The sequence below is a fragment of the Amycolatopsis sp. NPDC045836 genome, from assembly GCF_056431745.1.
The window spans coordinates 39,029-54,124 of the sequence record NZ_JBWKKF010000022.1 but is presented as its reverse complement, the minus strand read 5'-3'; the positions used below and the strand labels follow the sequence as shown (position 1 = coordinate 54,124).

Below are 15,096 nucleotides of genomic sequence, written 5' to 3'. Positions count from 1 at the left end.
CAGGGATTGTCCGATCGGCTAGGCTTGACGTACTTTCCCTGTTCGATCGGACAAGCCTGATGACCGACGGTCCCACCCTGCGCCAGCTGCTCGCCGCGGTCGGCGAACCCCTGGTCCAGCTGGGTGCCGGACCGGCCGAGCTGCCGGTGCACGGGCTGGCCATCCTCGACCCGGACGACGATCCGGGTGCCTACCGCGGGGAACTGGTGCTGATCATCGGCGCGCGGGGCCGGGACGCGCTGCGGTACCTGCGCGCGGCGGCCCGCCGGGGCGCCGCGGCGGTCGCGGTGAAGTCCGAGGAACCGGACACCGCCCAGCTCGAAGCCGCCGCCGGGGACGCGGGCATCGGCCTGCTGGTGGTCCAGCCGCGGGCGCGGTGGGACCAGCTCGCGGCGCTCATCCGCGAACTGCTCGACAGCGCCGCGTTGTCCGCCGGGCTGCGCGACGACGAGTCCGATCGGGACCTGTTCTCGCTGGCGCAGACGGTCGCCGCGCTGACCGGCGGCATCGTCAGCATCGAGGACGCGTCGTACCGGCTGCTCGCCTACTCCCGGTCCGACCACGAGGCCGACGAGGTCGACGAAATGCGCCGGTTGACCATCCTCGGCTGGAAGGGACCCGAACGCTACCTCGAACTGCTCCGGGAATGGGGCGTCTACCAGCGGCTGCGGTCCGGTGAAGAGGTGGTCGACCTGGAGGAGCGCCCGGAACTGGGCATCCGGCGGCGGCTCGCGGTCGGCATCCGGGCCGGCAGCCAGCACCTCGGCGCGATCTGGGTGCAGCAGGGTGCGCAGCCGTTCGCCGAGCAGGCCGAGAGCGCCCTGCTGGGGGCTGCGCGCATGGCCGCGTTGAGCATGCTGACCCAGCGCGGGCTGCCGGGCGTGCGCTCGCGGAACGAGCTGATCACCGGCCTGCTGGACGGCCGGATCAGCGCCGACCTGGTCGCCGGGCAGCTCGGCCTGGACCCGGCGGCGCCGTCGGTGGTGCTGGCCTTCGCCGCGCGCACCGTGGAACCGGACCTGCCGGAGCACGAGCTGCACCTGGCCGAGCTGACCAGGGTGGTCTCGGTGCACGTGACCGCGCACCGGCGGGGTTCGCTGGTCGGCTCGATCGGCGGCCGGGTGTACGCCGTGCTCCCGGCGGGCACCGCCCCGGCCGGGCTCGCCGAGCGCATCGTGGAGGTCCTCAAGCGCCGGACGGCGTTGACCGTCCAAGCCGGGATCGGCGGCACGGCACCGTCGCTGCGGGCCGTGGTGACCTCCCGCGCGGAAGCCGACCGCGTGCTCGACGCGGTCAGCCGCACCCCGGACCGCGCCGTCGGCGCCATCGGCGACCTGCGTGCCGAAGTGCTGCTCGGCGAGACGCTTTCCTTGCTGCGTGGCCATTCCGAGCTGCACGACCCGGCAGTTCAGTCCCTTGTGGACCACGACGCCGCGCACGGCACCGAACTGGCCGGTTCGCTGCTGGCCTACCTGGACGCGCTCGGCGACGTCCGCGCGGCCGCACAACGGCTGCACGTGCACCCGAACACCCTGCGCCACCGCGTGCGCCGGGCGTGCGCGGTCAGCGGCATCGAGCTGGACGATCCCGCACACCGGGTGGTCTGCCACCTGAACTTGTTGCTGGTCACCAAAACCTGACCGACTCCGGGCAGTCGATCACCTGAACGGCGGTCCCCGGAGTGGCCGCTCTCGCTGGAAGGTGAGCTCATGCGGCGAATCCTGGCCGCCGGGGCGGCCGCGGTGGCGGCCCTCGGCGTGGTGACGGCATCGAGCAACGCGCAGGACCCCGGCGTGAGCGGCAACTGGGTCGGCACCTGGGCCGCCTCCCCCGCGGCCGGGGTGGCCGGCACCGAGGGCGGCTATCCCGACTACTCGATCCGCAACCTGGTCCACACCAGTGTCGGCGGCGCTTCGGTGCGGGTCCGGCTGTCCAACGCCTTCGGCACCGCGCCGCTGACGCTGGGCAAGGTGACCGTGGCGCTGGCGGCCGAGCCGAATTCACCGCGGGCGGTGCCGGGCTCGATGCGCACGCTGACCTTCGGCGGTGCCGAGTCGACCGTGGTGCCCGCGGGCGCCGAGGTGCTCAGCGACCCGGCGCTGCTGCGCGTACCGGCGGACGGCGACCTGCTGGTCACCACGTTCACCCCCACCCCGTCCGGCCCGGTGACCCACCACCCGGCCGCGCAGCAGACCTCGTTCTTCACCAAGGCGGGCGACCTCGCCGCCGAGGAGTCCGGTGCCTCGTTCACCGAGCGGACCTCGGTGTGGCACTACGTCTCCGGCGTCGACGTGCAGAGCCCGGCCCGCGGTGCGGTGGTCACGCTGGGCGACTCGATCACCGACGGCGTCGGGGGCACGCCGGGCACGAACCAGCGGTGGCCGGACTTCCTCAGCGACCGGCTGCAGGCCGCCGGGCGCCCGCTCGGCGTGCTCAACGCGGGCATCAGCGCGAACCGGCTGCTGCTCGACGTGCCGGGGTCCGGCGCGGGCCGCAACGCGCTGGCCCGCCTCGACGAGGACGTGCTGAGCCTCGGCGGGGTGAAGACGCTGATCGTGCTGGAGGGCATCAACGACATCCAGCAGACACCGCACCAGACCGATCCGGCGCGGATCATCGCGGCCTACCGGCAGATCATCGCGCAGGCGCACGCCCGCGGCATCCGGGTCGTCGGCGGCACGCTGACCCCGTTCAAGGGCTGGCGGGTCTACGACGAAACCCTGGAAGCCACCCGGCTCGCGGTGAACGAGTTCATCCGCCACGGCGGCGCCTTCGACGGCGTGGTCGACTTCGACGCGGCCGTCCGGGACCCGCGGGACCCGCTGCGCATGCTGCCCGCCTACGACTGCGGTGATCACCTGCACCCCAACGACGCCGGTTTCCGGGCCATGGCCGACGCCGTCGACCTGGCGCTGCTGCGCTGAGGCGGGACCTATGCTCGGCGCATGAAGCGGACCTCTTTTGCCAGGTGGCCGTGCTCGATCGCGCGCACCATGGACCTGTTCGGCGACCAGTGGAGCCCGCTGGTGCTGCGCGAGTGCTTCTACGGCATCCGCCGGTTCGACGAGTTCCAGCAGGAGCTGGGCATTCCCCGCAACACCCTGGCCGACCGGCTCAAGCGGCTGGTCGACGAGGGCCTGCTGGTCAAGCGCGCCTACCAGGACGAGCCGGTCCGCTACGACTACGTGCTCACCGAGATGGGCCGCGACTTCTTCGACGTGCTCGCGGTGCTCTCGCGCTGGGGTGACCGCTGGCTGTCCGGCCAGGACGGCCCGCCGGTCCGGATGCACCACCTGGACTGCGGGCACGACACCCGCGCCGAGGTGGTGTGCGCGCACTGCGGGGCACGGCTCGACCCGGCGCGGATCCGGATGCGCACCGGCCCCGGTTATCCCGACGGCCTCAAGCAGCAGCCGGGGGCCCGGCGCCGGTTCGACGACCTGTGAGCCTTGACAGGGTCAGTCCAATTACGAAACTCTGATGCTCAGAGCGGGTTCCCCGGGCTGAGGAGGTCGATCCATGGAATGGACGGGTGCACGGTACGCGGACGCGCCGACCGTCGAGCAGCGGATCTGGATCGAGGCGCCACCCGAGCGCGTGTGGTCCCTGGTCTCCGACATCGAGCTGATGCCCTCGCTCAGCAGCGAACTGCAGTCCGTGGAGTGGCTCGACGACGGCGGCCCGGCGCTGGGCGCCCGGTTCCGCGGGCGCAACGCGCACCCGTCGTTCGGGGAGTGGGAAACCACCTCCCACGTGGTCGGCTACGAGCCGGAACGCACGTTCGCCTGGGCGATCAACGACCCGGAGAACCCGTCTGCCAGCTGGCGGTTCAGCCTCGAACCCCGGGACGGCGGCACCGAGCTGCGCCAGTGGATGCAGATGGGCCCCGGCCCGTCCGGGCTGTCCATGGCGATCGAGCGGATGCCGGAGAAGGAGCAGAAGATCGTGTTCGTCCGCCTGCGTGAGCTGGACAACGCCATCCTCGCCAACCTCGAAGCGGTGAAGAAGCTGGCCGAGGGCTGATGCGGACCGCGACGACGATCGAGGCGTCCGGCGGTTCCTGGCCGGAGACCGTCGACTTCGTGGTGGAGGCGGAAAAGCTCGGCCTCGACATCTGCTGGGTCGCCGAAGCGTGGGGGTCCGACGCGCCCTCTCCGCTGGGTTTCCTGGCCGCACGCACCGAACGCATCCGGCTCGGATCCGGCATCATCCAGCTCGGCACGCGGACTCCGGCGGCCATCGCGCAGGCCGCGATCACCCTGTCGAACCTCTCGGACGGGCGGTTCCTGCTGGGCTTGGGCCCGTCCGGTCCACAGGTGATCGAGGGGCTGCACGGGATTCCGTTCTCCCGGCCGCTCACGCGGATGCGGGAAACGGTGGAAATCGTCCGGGCGGCGTTCACCGGGGAGAAACTGCGTTACTCGGGTTCGATGTTCACCCTCCCGCGGCCCGGTGAAGCCCGGCCGATGCGCCTCTCCACCCGTCCGGAGCACCCCATTCCGATTTATCTGGCCACCCTTTCCCCGCGCCTGCTCCGGCTGACCGGGGAAATCGCCGACGGCTGGCTCGGCACCAGTTTTGTGCCGGAAGGCGCCGCGGACGCCTACTTCCGCCACCTCGACGACGGCCTGGCCCGCTCCGGGCGCACACGGGCGGATCTCGATGTGTGCCAAGGCGCCGAGGTCGCCTTCGCCGCCGACGAAGAGGAACTGCGCACCCTGGTCGCCGGCCGCAAGATGGAGCTGGCGTTCAGCCTGGGCGGGATGGGCACGGCAGGCAGCAATTTCTACAACGCCGCCTACCGCAGGCAGGGCTGGGCCGAGGTGGCCGCGGAGGTGCGGTCACGCTGGCTTTCCGGCGACCGGACCGGCGCGGCCGCGTTGGTCACCGACGAAATGGTGCTCGCCACCACGCTCATCGGCACCGAGGAAATGGTGCGCGCACGGCTCGGCGTCTGGCGTGACGCCGGGGTCGACACCGTCCGGCTCTATCCCGCGGGCGGCACCCTCGACGCCCGCCTCACCACGCTGGGCCGGGCACTGCAGCTGATCAGCGAGCTGTGACCTCAGGCGATCCCGCCGTTGGCCCGGAGCACCTGCCCGTTGACCCAGCGAGCCGGTCCGGCCAGGAACGAGACGACCTCGGCGATGTCGGCCGGGGTGCCGAGCCGTTCGAGCGGCGGCTGCGCGGCCATCTTCCCGATGGTCTGCTCATCCTTGCCGTCGAGGAACAACGCGGTGGCCGTCGGCCCCGGCGCGACCGCGTTCACGGTGATGTCGCGGCCCCGCAGCTCGCGGGCGAGGATCAGGGTGATCGCCTCCACCGCACCCTTCGACGCGGCGTAGGCGGCGTAACCCGGCATCGCCAGCGCGAGCACCGACGTGGAGAAGTTGATGATCGCGCCACCGCCGCGCACCCGGCGGGCCGCCTGCTGGTCGACCACGAAGGTGCCGCGGATGTTGGTGCGGTGCAGGCGGTCGAGTTCCTCGAGGTCGAGTTCGGCCACCGGCGCCAGCGTCATGCGCCCGGCGGCGTGCACGACCACGTCCACTCCCCCGAACACCGCCTCGGCCTGGTCGAACACCGCCGCGACCGCCTGCTCGTCGGCCACGTCGGCCTGGGCGGCGATCGCCCGGCCACCACCGGCGACGATGTTCTCCACCGCCGACTTGGCTTCGGCCTCGTTCCCGGCGTAGACGACCACGACGGCCATCCCGTCCGCGGCGAGCCGCTCGGCGGCCTCCCGGCCGATGCCGCGCGACCCGCCGGTGACGATCGCGACCCGCTGTTCCGTGGTGCTCATGTCAGCGTCCTCCCATGACCAACAGTGCCAACACCCACGACAGTATCACTGTTAGCGCTGGGTTGATATCACCGATAACGACAGCAGCTCGACGATCCGCCGGGCAGCCGGGTGGTCCACCACGGACTTCTTCACCGCCACGCCGATGTGGCGCACCGGGCGCGGTGCCACGACCGGCACGGTGACCAGTTCACGCGGCAGCTCGCGGATGCCCAGTTCGGGAACCACCGTGATGCCGATCCCGGTGGCCACGAAGGAGATCGCGGTGCGGTAGTCGTGGGTCTCCACGGCGAACCGCGGCGCGAACCCGGCCTGCGCGCACGCGTTGAGCAGGATCTGGCGGCAGGCGCCCTGCCGCAGGTCGTTGTCCACCCAGGACCGTTCCGCCAGCTCTGCCAGCGGCACTTCCCCCGCCTGCGCCAGCGGGTCGTCGGCACGCACCACGGCGAGGTACGGGTCGTCGACGAGCCGGTGCACCTCGACGTGCGCCGCCCGCTCGACCCCCGTGCTCTCGACGAAGATGTCCACGTCCGGATCACCGCCGGTGAACTCGGTCAGCCGCAGGTCCAGCCGCAGTTCGGGGAACTCGGCACGCAGGGCGGCCACCAGCGGCGCCAGCCAGCTCTCCCCCGCCGAACCGAAGTAGCCGATCGACAGCCTGCCCACCCGGCCCGCCCGCAGGTCGGCGACCACCTGCTCGACCTGGCTGAGCGCCTCGAACAGGGTCTCGGCCTCGGCGGCGAGCGTGCGGCCCGCGGTGGTCGGCTCGATGCCCCGGCCGGCTCGTTCCACCAGCCGGAGCCCGGTTTCCCGTTGCAGGGCGGCGAGTTGCTGGCTCACCGCGGACGGGGTGTAGCCGAGCGCGGTGGCGCTCGCGCGGATCGAGCCGGTGGCGATGACCGCCCGCAGCACACGCAGCCGGGAGACGTCGAGCATGTCGTCAACCGTACAGTGTGACTTAACGTTCGTGTAGAACAAATCGCTTGTGCTGTTGAAAAACCGGCCGCACGATGATCGGGTGACCGAACTCCAGACCGCCCCCGCCGTCCCGGCCACCCGGGTCCCCGTCAAGACCGCTGCCGCCGTGGTGCTCACCGTCGTGCTGTGGGCGTCCGCCTTCGTCGCCATCCGCGACGTCGGGCACACGCTCTCGCCCGCCCCGATGGCACTGGCCCGGCTCGCCGTCGCGGCCGTCGCGCTCACCGTTTTCGTGCTGCTGCGGCACCGCCGGTCGCCGGTGGTGCTGCCGTCGCGGAAGTCGCTGCTGCTGATCGCCGTCTACGCCGTGCTCTGGCTCGCGGGGTACACCGTCGCGCTGAACGCCGCCGAACGGCACGTCGACGCGGGCACCGCCGCGCTGCTGGTGAACATCGCTCCCCTGCTGGTCGCCGTCGCGGCCGGGAGGTTCCTCGGCGAGGGCTTCCCGCGGCCGCTGATCATCGGTTCCGTGGTGGCGATGGGCGGGGTGGCCGTCATCGCCGCGGGCGCCGACTCCCAGCGGGACTGGCTCGGCGTCGCCCTCTGCGTCCTGGCGGCGGTGCTCTACGCGTCCGGCGTGCTGGTGCAGAAGCTGACCCTGCGTGCGGTCGACGGGCTGACCGCCATCTGGCTCGGCTGCGTCATCGCCACCGCTTCGCTGCTGCCGTGGGCTCCGCAGCTGGTCGGTGAACTGCAGGCCGCCCCCGCCGGTGCCGTGGCGGGCGTGGTCTACCTCGGCCTGTTCCCGACCGCGATCGGCTTCACCGCCTGGGCGTACGCGCTGCGGCGGATGGACGCCGGCCGCCTGAGCGCCACCACCTACGCCGTGCCCGCCGTGTCGGTTCTGCTGTCGTGGGTGCTGCTCGCCGAGGTGCCCACGGTGTACGGGCTGGCCGGTGGGGCGATCTGCCTCGGTGGGGTGGCGATCTCCCGACGCCGGTAATTGTGGTCAGTATGTGACCACAATCCTGCGTACGGTCCGGGACATGACCACTTTCGACAGGAAGATCGTTGTCACCACCCCCACCGGGCAGGTGGGTTCCCGGGTCGTGCGGTTGCTGCTGCAGGCGGGCGTGCGACCCACCCTGCTCCTGCGGGACGGCAGCAAGCTCGACGACGCCACGCGCGAACGGGTCGACCTCGTGGAAGGCGACCAGGGCGACGCCGAGTTCGTGGTCCACGCGACGCGGGGCGCCGACACGCTCTTCTGGGTGAATCCCGGCTCGCCCGGCGGCGACCCCGTCGCCCACTACACCCGGCTGGGCGCGAACGCGGCGCGGGCGGTGCAGGAGAACGGCATCGCGAACACGGTGTTCCTGAGCAGCGTCGGCGCGGAGAAGCGGCACGGCGCCGGCGAGATCGACGGCCTGGCCCGCACCGAGGAGCAGCTGGACGCCACCGGCGCCGCCGTGACCCACCTGCGGTGCGGGTACTTCTTCAGCAACCTGCTGATGGACACCGAGTCGCTGCGAGCCGGGGTGCTTCGCACGCCGTGGCCGCTGGACCACGCGATGCCGTGGGTCGATCCCCGCGACATCAGCGAGGTCGTCGCGGTGAAGCTGCTCGCCTCGGCCTGGCGGGGCAGGCAGGTGCAGGCCGTGCACGGGCCGGAGGACCTGACCTTCGCCCAGGTGGCGGACATCCTCGGCGACGTGCTGGGGCACCCGGTCAAGGCCGAGCAGATCTCCGACGCCGAGTTCCGCGCGACGCTGGAGTCCGCCGGCCTCCCCCCGGAGCAGATCGACGGCATCGCGGGCATGCCGTCCGGGCTCACCGGTGACTTCGTGCCCGAGGACGAGCGCAGCGTGGTCACCACGACGCCGACCACGCTGGCCGCCTGGGCACAGCAGCACCTGCGTTAGGAGGCGCGCAGGAAGCGGTCCAGCACCCGGGTCCCGAACTTCAGCGCCGCCACCGGCACCCGCTCGTCCACGCCGTGGAACAAGGCGGAGAAGTCCAGGTCGGCGGGCAGTTGCAGCGGGGCGAAGCCGAAGTTCCGGATGCCGAGGTGCTGGAACGCCTTCGCGTCCGTGCCGCCGGAGAGCATGTACGGCAGGGTGCGGGCGCCGGGGTCCTCGGCGAGCACCGCGGCGGTCATCGCGTCGACCAGCGCCCCGTCGAAGGTGGTCTCGACCGGCGGGAGTTCCATCCACTCCTTCTCGATGTCCGGGCCGAGGATCTCGTCGAGTTCGCGGTTGAACGCCTCGATGCGGCCGGGCAGGATGCGGCAGTCGACCGCGGCTTCGGCCACCGACGGGATCACGTTGGACTTGTAACCGGCGGTGAGCATGGTCGGATTGGCGGTGTCGCGGAGGGTGGCGCCGATCATCCGCGAGATGTTGCCCAGCTTCGCGACGGCGCCCTCGATGTCGTCGTCGGGGAAGTCCCAGCCGGTGATCTCGGTGACGCCGTCCAGGAACTCCCGCACCGAAGGGCTCATGACCAGCGGGAACCGGTGGTTGCCCAGCCGGGCGACGGCCTCGGAGAGCTTGGTGACGGCGTTGTCGCGGTGGATCATCGAGCCGTGGCCCGCGGTGCCGCGAACCCGCAGCTTCATCCAGCGGATGCCCTTCTCGGCGGTCTCGATGAGGTAGGCGCGGACGTTGTCCTTGAGCGTGATGGAGAAGCCGCCGACCTCGCTGATCGCCTCGGTGGCCCCCTCGAACAGGTCGGGCCGGTTGTCGACCAGCCACTGGGCGCCGTACTTCCCCCCGGCCTCCTCGTCGGCGAGGAAGGCGAAGATCAGATCACGCGGCGGCACGATGCCGTTGCGCTTGTAGTGGCGGGCCAGGGCCAGCGTCATGCCGACCATGTCCTTCATGTCGACCGCGCCGCGGCCCCACACGTAGTCGTCCTGGATGGCCCCGGAAAACGGGTGAACCGACCACTCGGCCGCGTCCGCCGGTACGACGTCGAGGTGCCCGTGCACCAGCAGCGCCCCGCGGCTCGGGTCGGCCCCGGCCAGCCGGGCGATCACGTTGTGCCGGTTCTTGCCGCCGGACTCCACGTACTCGATCTCGTAGCCGACCTCGGTCAGCTTCTCGGCCACGTACTCGGCGGCCTCGCGCTCACCGACCAGCGTGTCGGGGTCCCCGGTGTTGGTGGTGTCGATGCGCAGGAGTTCGCTGGTCAGCGTCACTGCCTCGTCGGCGGCTGTATCGATCAGGCTCGGTTGGGTCACCCCGCGTTTCTACCACCCGCCAAGCCCGATGATCTTGCCACCAACCCCTCCGGCGACGAAGCGGCCCCCCGGTTAACGGCGCCTGGCGCATCGAGTAACCTGTTCTCCAGCAAGTCCGAGTGGCGGAATGGCAGACGCGCTAGCTTGAGGTGCTAGTGCCCTTAACGGGCGTGGGGGTTCAAGTCCCCCCTCGGACACGCACACTATCTACACCGGGGCTGGTCGTCGCATAGACGGCCAGCTCTTTTGGTTCGTAGCGTAGGTCGAGCCCCAAGCGCTGGTACAGGCGGCTCAAGCCAGCCGGCTTCGCATCCGCCAGCACCGCGCCGACGTCCCCGAGCGAATCGATCCTCGCGTAGATCTCTGCGTCGGTGATGGTCTTGCTCGCCGGCTGACTGTCCAGTTCCGCCTTGGCCGCCGCCCGCTCGGCCTGAGCGTGGTTCATCGCCTCGACCACCGCCGCCGGGTCCACGCCCGCTGCAATCGCGTCCTGAAAACGCCGAAGCCGCGCATCCGCATCAGCGAGCCGCCGCTTCGCAGCATCCCGCCGACCCGCCCCAGCCTCGCCACCCGCCGATGCGAGCAGTGCTGCGGCGGTCTCGTCCACGTTGCCCGGCTCGAACAAGTGCCCAATCCACCCGTTGATCGCCTCCACCACCACGTCCTCACGCAGGTTCACCGTCTTCGGATGGTCGATCAGCGCGGGCGAACTCGGCGCCATGGTCCGTGCGGTGCATCGGTAGTACGCACCCTTGCGAATCGTCGCGCCCTGCATCTTCCGATGGCAGACACCGCACCTCACCAAACCGCGCAACAAGTACGTGCGCGCTGTCGTCCTCGCACCCCGCTCTGCCTTACGCGCCGTCGCAAGCCCACCGGCCGCCTTGGACCGGCGAAGCAACTGAGCCTCCGCAAACACCTCAACCGACACGATCTCCGGATGGGCCTGCGTACGTGACCGAACAATCTGCTCCCGCTCGGCCCGCTTGAAACGGACCACGTGCCCAGCCGCCACATCGTCCGGGTCCAGCAAGGTCTCGTGCTTCGTCCACCGCCCGAACACGGCGAACCCCGTGTACTTCGGATTCTCCAAAAGGGACCGAACCGTGCTGCCCTGCCAACCGTCGGCAAGCCGGTGCCGATTCTGATCCGGCCGCCGAGCCGACGGGCACGGAATTCCGTCCCGGTTCAGCCCGTTCGCGATCGCCCGATCCCCGTTGCCGTCCAGGTACTCCGAGAAGATGCGCCGCACCACCTCAGCCGATTCGTCCTCCACCTCCAGCACCCTGAGCCGGAACCCTTCCGCCGCCTTGCGCGGGTTCGGATGCGGCCCACCATCGACCACGACATACCCGTACGGAGCCCGGCCGCCCTGATGCCTGCCTTCGTTCACCACCTGCGCATCCATCGCCGCCCGCACCCGCGCCTGAACATGCTGCCGCTCCGACTCGCTCATCCCCCCGAGCACGCTCATCAACATCTTGTGCGAGGGATTCCGCGCGTCGAACTTCCCGCCCAGCTCCGGCACCCACAGCTCCACCCCATACGCCGCGAACCGCGGCGCGATCAACGAGAACTGGTTGCCGAACCAGCAGCGCGTCCCCTCACCGACCACCACCGCGTTCCATCCCCGCCGCGGGTCCTTCAACGCCGCCAGCAGCCGACTGCCCTCCGTGCGCCGTTCCCAAGGCACCGACCGTGACTGCCCCACATCAAAGAACTCGGCGACCACCTCGCCGCCCAGCGGCTCGACGAACTTCCGCGCGTTGCCCAACTGCCAGCCCAGCGACGTCTCCGGGTCCTGGTTGTCCTCCGTCGAGCAGCGCCCGTAGAAGGCGAGCGCCCCGATTCCCTCGTCCACGGGCTCGACCGCCTGAACGCCTAGCACCTCATCCAGCACGGCCCACGGATCGCTGTTGAAATCAGCCGTCATCGGACACTTCCTCACCCGGCGCATCCAGCACCGGAACCTCGGTCAGCTCGACCAGAATCGCCAGCAGCACCCGAGCAGCAGCCACCGTCAAGACTGGCATCTCACCAGGCAGAATAACCCTAACAGGCTGCCCATCGAACCCAGCGGCGCTCACGATCGCTCACCCTGGCCACGGCCGTCACCCAATCGCTCCACCGCGCGCCTGATATCAGCCGTCAGATATCCGCGGACCTGCTTCGTCCGCCCGTCCTCGCCCGGCACACGGTCCCTGGTCGGCCGACACCCCAACTCGCCCATCTGCCGCCCGAACGCCGTCGCCTCGACCCCCACCGCCTCGACCAATTCCGCACTCGGCACGAACCGCCGCCCGTCCTCGCCCAAGTACTCGACCACCGCGGCCAACGGCTCCGGCAGCTCCACCGATGGCGCCTCCCCAACGCGCTCCAAAAGCGGAACATCATCCCCGGCCGCGTGCCCGGTCAGCGTGCCCTCCGCCTCCCTCAACTCCCGCCCACGACGGCAGATGACCTGCCAATCCTCGTTCGGCATGTAGTACGTGCGAACCGTCAACGCGAGCACATCCGCAACGTCACCGTCCGGCCGCAGAATGCCCACGCCCTTGTGCGATGCGAGCAGCCGACTGCTGTCGTACCCGCGCGTGTTCATCTGCTCGCCGAGCACGATGTTGCTGTCCCGCCAGTCCATCACCCGCAGCGCGAACCGCGACCCGATCACCGCGCGCAGCCCAGACGGAATCGTCTTCGAGTCCGGCCGCTGTGTCGCCAACGCCAGCACAATCCCGGCCGCCGGTCCTTTCTTCGCCAACCACGTCAGCAGCTCGCCGACGTACTCGCCAGCCGGAACCTTCTGCCCGTCGACCGCCACCGGAGTCCGGTCCTCCAACGGGACCTGGACCTCATCGACGAAAATCGCCGTGACCGGCATGTTCAGCGCCCGATCCCGCGACATCTCCGGCGTCACCTTCGACTCCGGGCACGTCACGTCATCCAGTTCACGCATCCGCCGGTACCGCCCCTGCACCTCACCGACCAACTCAACAAGCCAGTCGAGCAGCGCCCGGACATGCACGGACTCGTCACCGGACATGAACCGGTGAGCCACCTGAGCAGCAGCGTCCCAGTCCTTGCCCGCCTTGAAGTCGGCCACGTACAACCGCGTAAACGGGTCCAGGATCAATCCAGCCGCCGCCAGTCGTGCCGCGAACGTCTTGCCCTGCCGCGGAATCGCCCCAACCAGCAGCGACGTCCATACCAACGGCAGATCCACCCGCCGATCCCGAGCGTCCCGCCCGAACGGCACCGGCCGCCACGCATCCCACCGCGCCAAGTCCAACAGCGGCGTCCGCAACGGCGGCCCGGCGTACGGGTCCTGATCCGCCACCCACATCGACACCCGCCCGGCATGGCCACCGTTCCCACGAACCCGCTCAACGATCAACTGCACCTCATCGACCGCTAAGGCGGACGCCAGTGCATCCCGGTTCTTGATCACGTCCGCCGCCTTGCGGGTCGCCGGCAGATCCACCGTGACCGCCCAGCCGTCACCAATCCGAGTCGCGCGCTCGACCAGGCGAAGCGTCTCGTCCTTACCGATCAGTTTCGCGTCGCGGAAGGCGTCCACCAGCACCTGCGGGTCCATCGTCCACTTCAGAGTCCGTGGACCAGCCAACACCGCCTTACGCCCCGGGCTCCCGTCCTTCCGCCGCCCGAGCACCGCCAACCCCACGACCACCACAACCCCGCCGCCCCACAGCACCCGCTCGCCGAACAGCAGGTGAGCCACCGCCCCGAGCACGGCGACCGAGACGCCGACGAGCCCGGTCACCTTCCACCGGAACAAGGTCAACGCCCTGATCTCAACGAACTTGTCCGCCAGCTTCTCCGCCTGCTCCGCAGCCTCCCGGTACTCACGAACCGAAACCCACCGCCGCCACCAGCGCGCCGCCGCAACCACCCCGCGAACCACAGCACCGATCAACCGCCCCGGCGCCCGAAGAACACCAGCCACTGCATCCTTCAGGACTTGGCGTGCCTGGTACCGGTCCTTCGCCCACGCTGGAACACGCCTCAACCACCAGGAGGCAAGCCGTCCTCGGCGCTCCGGCCGCCGGCGTGGCTGCGGCAGTTCATCCACCAACTCGCCGTCCAGTACCGGCTCCGCCTTCACCAACGAGTCCTCACGCATCGGCGACCTCCGCCCGAAGCGCCCGCGCCAACCGCGGCGACAGCCCACGCGAACATCCGGTGACCTGCCGAACCCAAGCCGGACTGACCTCGACCCCCGGCGACCAGCACTCCCGCGCCTCCGCCAAGTAGTCCGCGAACAACTTCCGCCGCCCAGCCTCCGAACCGGCCTGTCCAGCACTTCGATGCGCCACCAGCACGGCATCCGTCAGCTTGTCCCGAAGATCCGTGATCGCCTCCACCGCAACGAACACCACCAGCGGCGGCACCGAGTGCAGCACGATCGACGCCGGATCACGGTCCGCAAAGGACTCCCAGGTGTTCATGACGTAGGTGGCGGCGAGCGTGAACCACTTCGCCCGCCGCACCCATGGCCCCGTCTGCACTTGGTAGCGAGCCGTCACCTGCTCCGCCCGCAGGATCGCCAGCAGCACGAGCGAAACCGTCGGGTCGAGCACCCACGCGGCCAGCCACGCCAACGACCACGGCCGCGTGCCCGCCGACGCGAACCCCTGAACATTGGCCATCGTGAACGCCAGCCCGAGCACGATCCCGGACCAGCACATCCAGTCCACCTGCCGCCGGACGCGCTCGATCCGCAGCGCCACCACGTCCGGATCGGTCTGGTACGCGCGCACCTGCGCGGCTTCGGCAGCATCGCGCACCAGCCGTTGCGCCCGCCCGTTCATCGGCGACCACCCCGCCGTGACGTGTCGATCGTCGTCACCGTCATCGCCCTGGTCAGTGCATACGACGAGAACAACGCCGGCAGTCCCAGCACGGCCAACAGCAACCAGCGATTGCCGGGGTTGGCGATCACCACCCACTGAACCGCCACGATCAACCCGGCGTTGAACAGCACCCGCCCGGCGAGCGAGACCAGCCGCGCCCCACTCCGAGCGGCCTCAGCCGCCGCCTTCGCCCGGCGCGCCCCAGTCCGCCAGACCCAGAACAACACGAGCAGCACGCCGACCACGGCCATGATCTGCGTCGGAGT

Annotated in this window: 15 protein-coding genes and 1 tRNA gene; 8 read left to right on the top strand and 8 right to left on the bottom strand. The window is 70.4% G+C overall.

Annotated elements, in window-relative coordinates; genetic code table 11:
- Positions 1-59: 59 nt before the first annotated feature.
- From AC07EG_RS32435 to AC07EG_RS32415, 5 genes are all read left to right on the top strand, one after another.
- Positions 60-1,640, top strand: a complete 1,581-nt coding sequence (locus tag AC07EG_RS32435; protein WP_478257044.1) for a PucR family transcriptional regulator — start codon at positions 60-62, stop codon at positions 1,638-1,640.
- Positions 1,641-1,709: 69 nt separating this feature from the next.
- Positions 1,710-2,924, top strand: coding sequence for an SGNH/GDSL hydrolase family protein (locus tag AC07EG_RS32430; RefSeq protein ID WP_478257043.1), 1,215 nt, complete (start codon positions 1,710-1,712; stop codon positions 2,922-2,924).
- A gap of 21 nt (positions 2,925-2,945) precedes the next feature.
- Positions 2,946-3,446 carry a winged helix-turn-helix transcriptional regulator gene (locus AC07EG_RS32425; protein ID WP_478257042.1) on the top strand — a complete coding sequence of 167 codons (501 nt, stop codon included), beginning with the start codon at positions 2,946-2,948 and terminating at the stop codon, positions 3,444-3,446.
- A 73-nt stretch (positions 3,447-3,519) separates the two neighbouring features.
- On the top strand, positions 3,520-4,023 hold the full coding sequence (locus tag AC07EG_RS32420; RefSeq protein ID WP_478257041.1) for an SRPBCC family protein: 504 nt from the start codon (positions 3,520-3,522) through the stop codon (positions 4,021-4,023).
- Positions 4,023-5,063, top strand: coding sequence for an LLM class flavin-dependent oxidoreductase (locus tag AC07EG_RS32415; RefSeq protein WP_478257040.1), 1,041 nt, complete (start codon positions 4,023-4,025; stop codon positions 5,061-5,063). Before AC07EG_RS32420 ends, AC07EG_RS32415 begins: the two co-directional genes overlap by 1 nt.
- A 2-nt stretch (positions 5,064-5,065) precedes the next feature.
- Here AC07EG_RS32415 and AC07EG_RS32410 read toward each other — a convergent pair whose 3' ends face one another.
- The gene (locus tag AC07EG_RS32410; protein WP_478257039.1) at positions 5,066-5,803 is read right to left on the bottom strand and encodes an SDR family oxidoreductase; all 738 of its coding nucleotides are present in this window, start codon (positions 5,801-5,803) and stop codon (positions 5,066-5,068) included.
- 51 nt (positions 5,804-5,854) lie between these two features.
- Complete coding sequence (locus AC07EG_RS32405) at positions 5,855-6,739, bottom strand: LysR family transcriptional regulator (protein ID WP_478257038.1); 885 nt, start codon at positions 6,737-6,739, stop codon at positions 5,855-5,857.
- 82 nt (positions 6,740-6,821) lie between these two features.
- Between AC07EG_RS32405 and AC07EG_RS32400 the strand changes: the two genes are divergently transcribed.
- Entirely contained in the window at positions 6,822-7,724 is a 903-nt protein-coding gene (locus AC07EG_RS32400; protein WP_478257037.1) for a DMT family transporter, read from the top strand.
- A 43-nt stretch (positions 7,725-7,767) separates the two neighbouring features.
- On the top strand, positions 7,768-8,643 hold the full coding sequence (locus AC07EG_RS32395) for an NmrA family NAD(P)-binding protein (RefSeq protein WP_478257036.1): 876 nt from the start codon (positions 7,768-7,770) through the stop codon (positions 8,641-8,643).
- Here AC07EG_RS32395 and AC07EG_RS32390 read toward each other — a convergent pair.
- Positions 8,640-9,962, bottom strand: coding sequence for a M20/M25/M40 family metallo-hydrolase (locus tag AC07EG_RS32390; RefSeq protein ID WP_478257035.1), 1,323 nt, complete (start codon positions 9,960-9,962; stop codon positions 8,640-8,642). The genes AC07EG_RS32395 and AC07EG_RS32390 overlap by 4 nt on opposite strands.
- Positions 9,963-10,075: 113 nt before the next feature.
- Here AC07EG_RS32390 and AC07EG_RS32385 point away from each other — a divergent pair.
- Positions 10,076-10,159: transfer RNA gene (locus tag AC07EG_RS32385), tRNA-Leu, on the top strand.
- On the opposite strand, the gene AC07EG_RS32380 is transcribed toward AC07EG_RS32385, so the two are convergent.
- The 5 genes from AC07EG_RS32380 to AC07EG_RS32360 are packed head-to-tail and all read right to left on the bottom strand — an operon-like array spanning position 10,141 to position 15,081.
- Positions 10,141-11,895 carry a recombinase family protein gene (locus tag AC07EG_RS32380; protein ID WP_478257034.1) on the bottom strand — a complete coding sequence of 585 codons (1,755 nt, stop codon included), beginning with the start codon at positions 11,893-11,895 and terminating at the stop codon, positions 10,141-10,143. The genes AC07EG_RS32385 and AC07EG_RS32380 overlap by 19 nt on opposite strands.
- A complete protein-coding gene (locus tag AC07EG_RS32375) occupies positions 11,885-12,049 on the bottom strand; it encodes a hypothetical protein (protein ID WP_478257033.1) in 165 nt (54 codons plus the stop codon). The genes AC07EG_RS32380 and AC07EG_RS32375 overlap by 11 nt, the downstream gene beginning before the upstream one ends.
- Entirely contained in the window at positions 12,046-14,100 is a 2,055-nt protein-coding gene (locus AC07EG_RS32370; RefSeq protein ID WP_478257032.1) for a cell division protein FtsK, read from the bottom strand. Before AC07EG_RS32370 ends, AC07EG_RS32375 begins: the two co-directional genes overlap by 4 nt.
- Positions 14,093-14,788, bottom strand: coding sequence for a hypothetical protein (locus AC07EG_RS32365; protein ID WP_478257031.1), 696 nt, complete (start codon positions 14,786-14,788; stop codon positions 14,093-14,095). Before AC07EG_RS32365 ends, AC07EG_RS32370 begins: the two co-directional genes overlap by 8 nt.
- On the bottom strand, positions 14,785-15,081 hold the full coding sequence (locus tag AC07EG_RS32360; RefSeq protein ID WP_478257103.1) for a hypothetical protein: 297 nt from the start codon (positions 15,079-15,081) through the stop codon (positions 14,785-14,787). The genes AC07EG_RS32365 and AC07EG_RS32360 overlap by 4 nt, the downstream gene beginning before the upstream one ends.
- Positions 15,082-15,096: the final 15 nt, after the last annotated feature.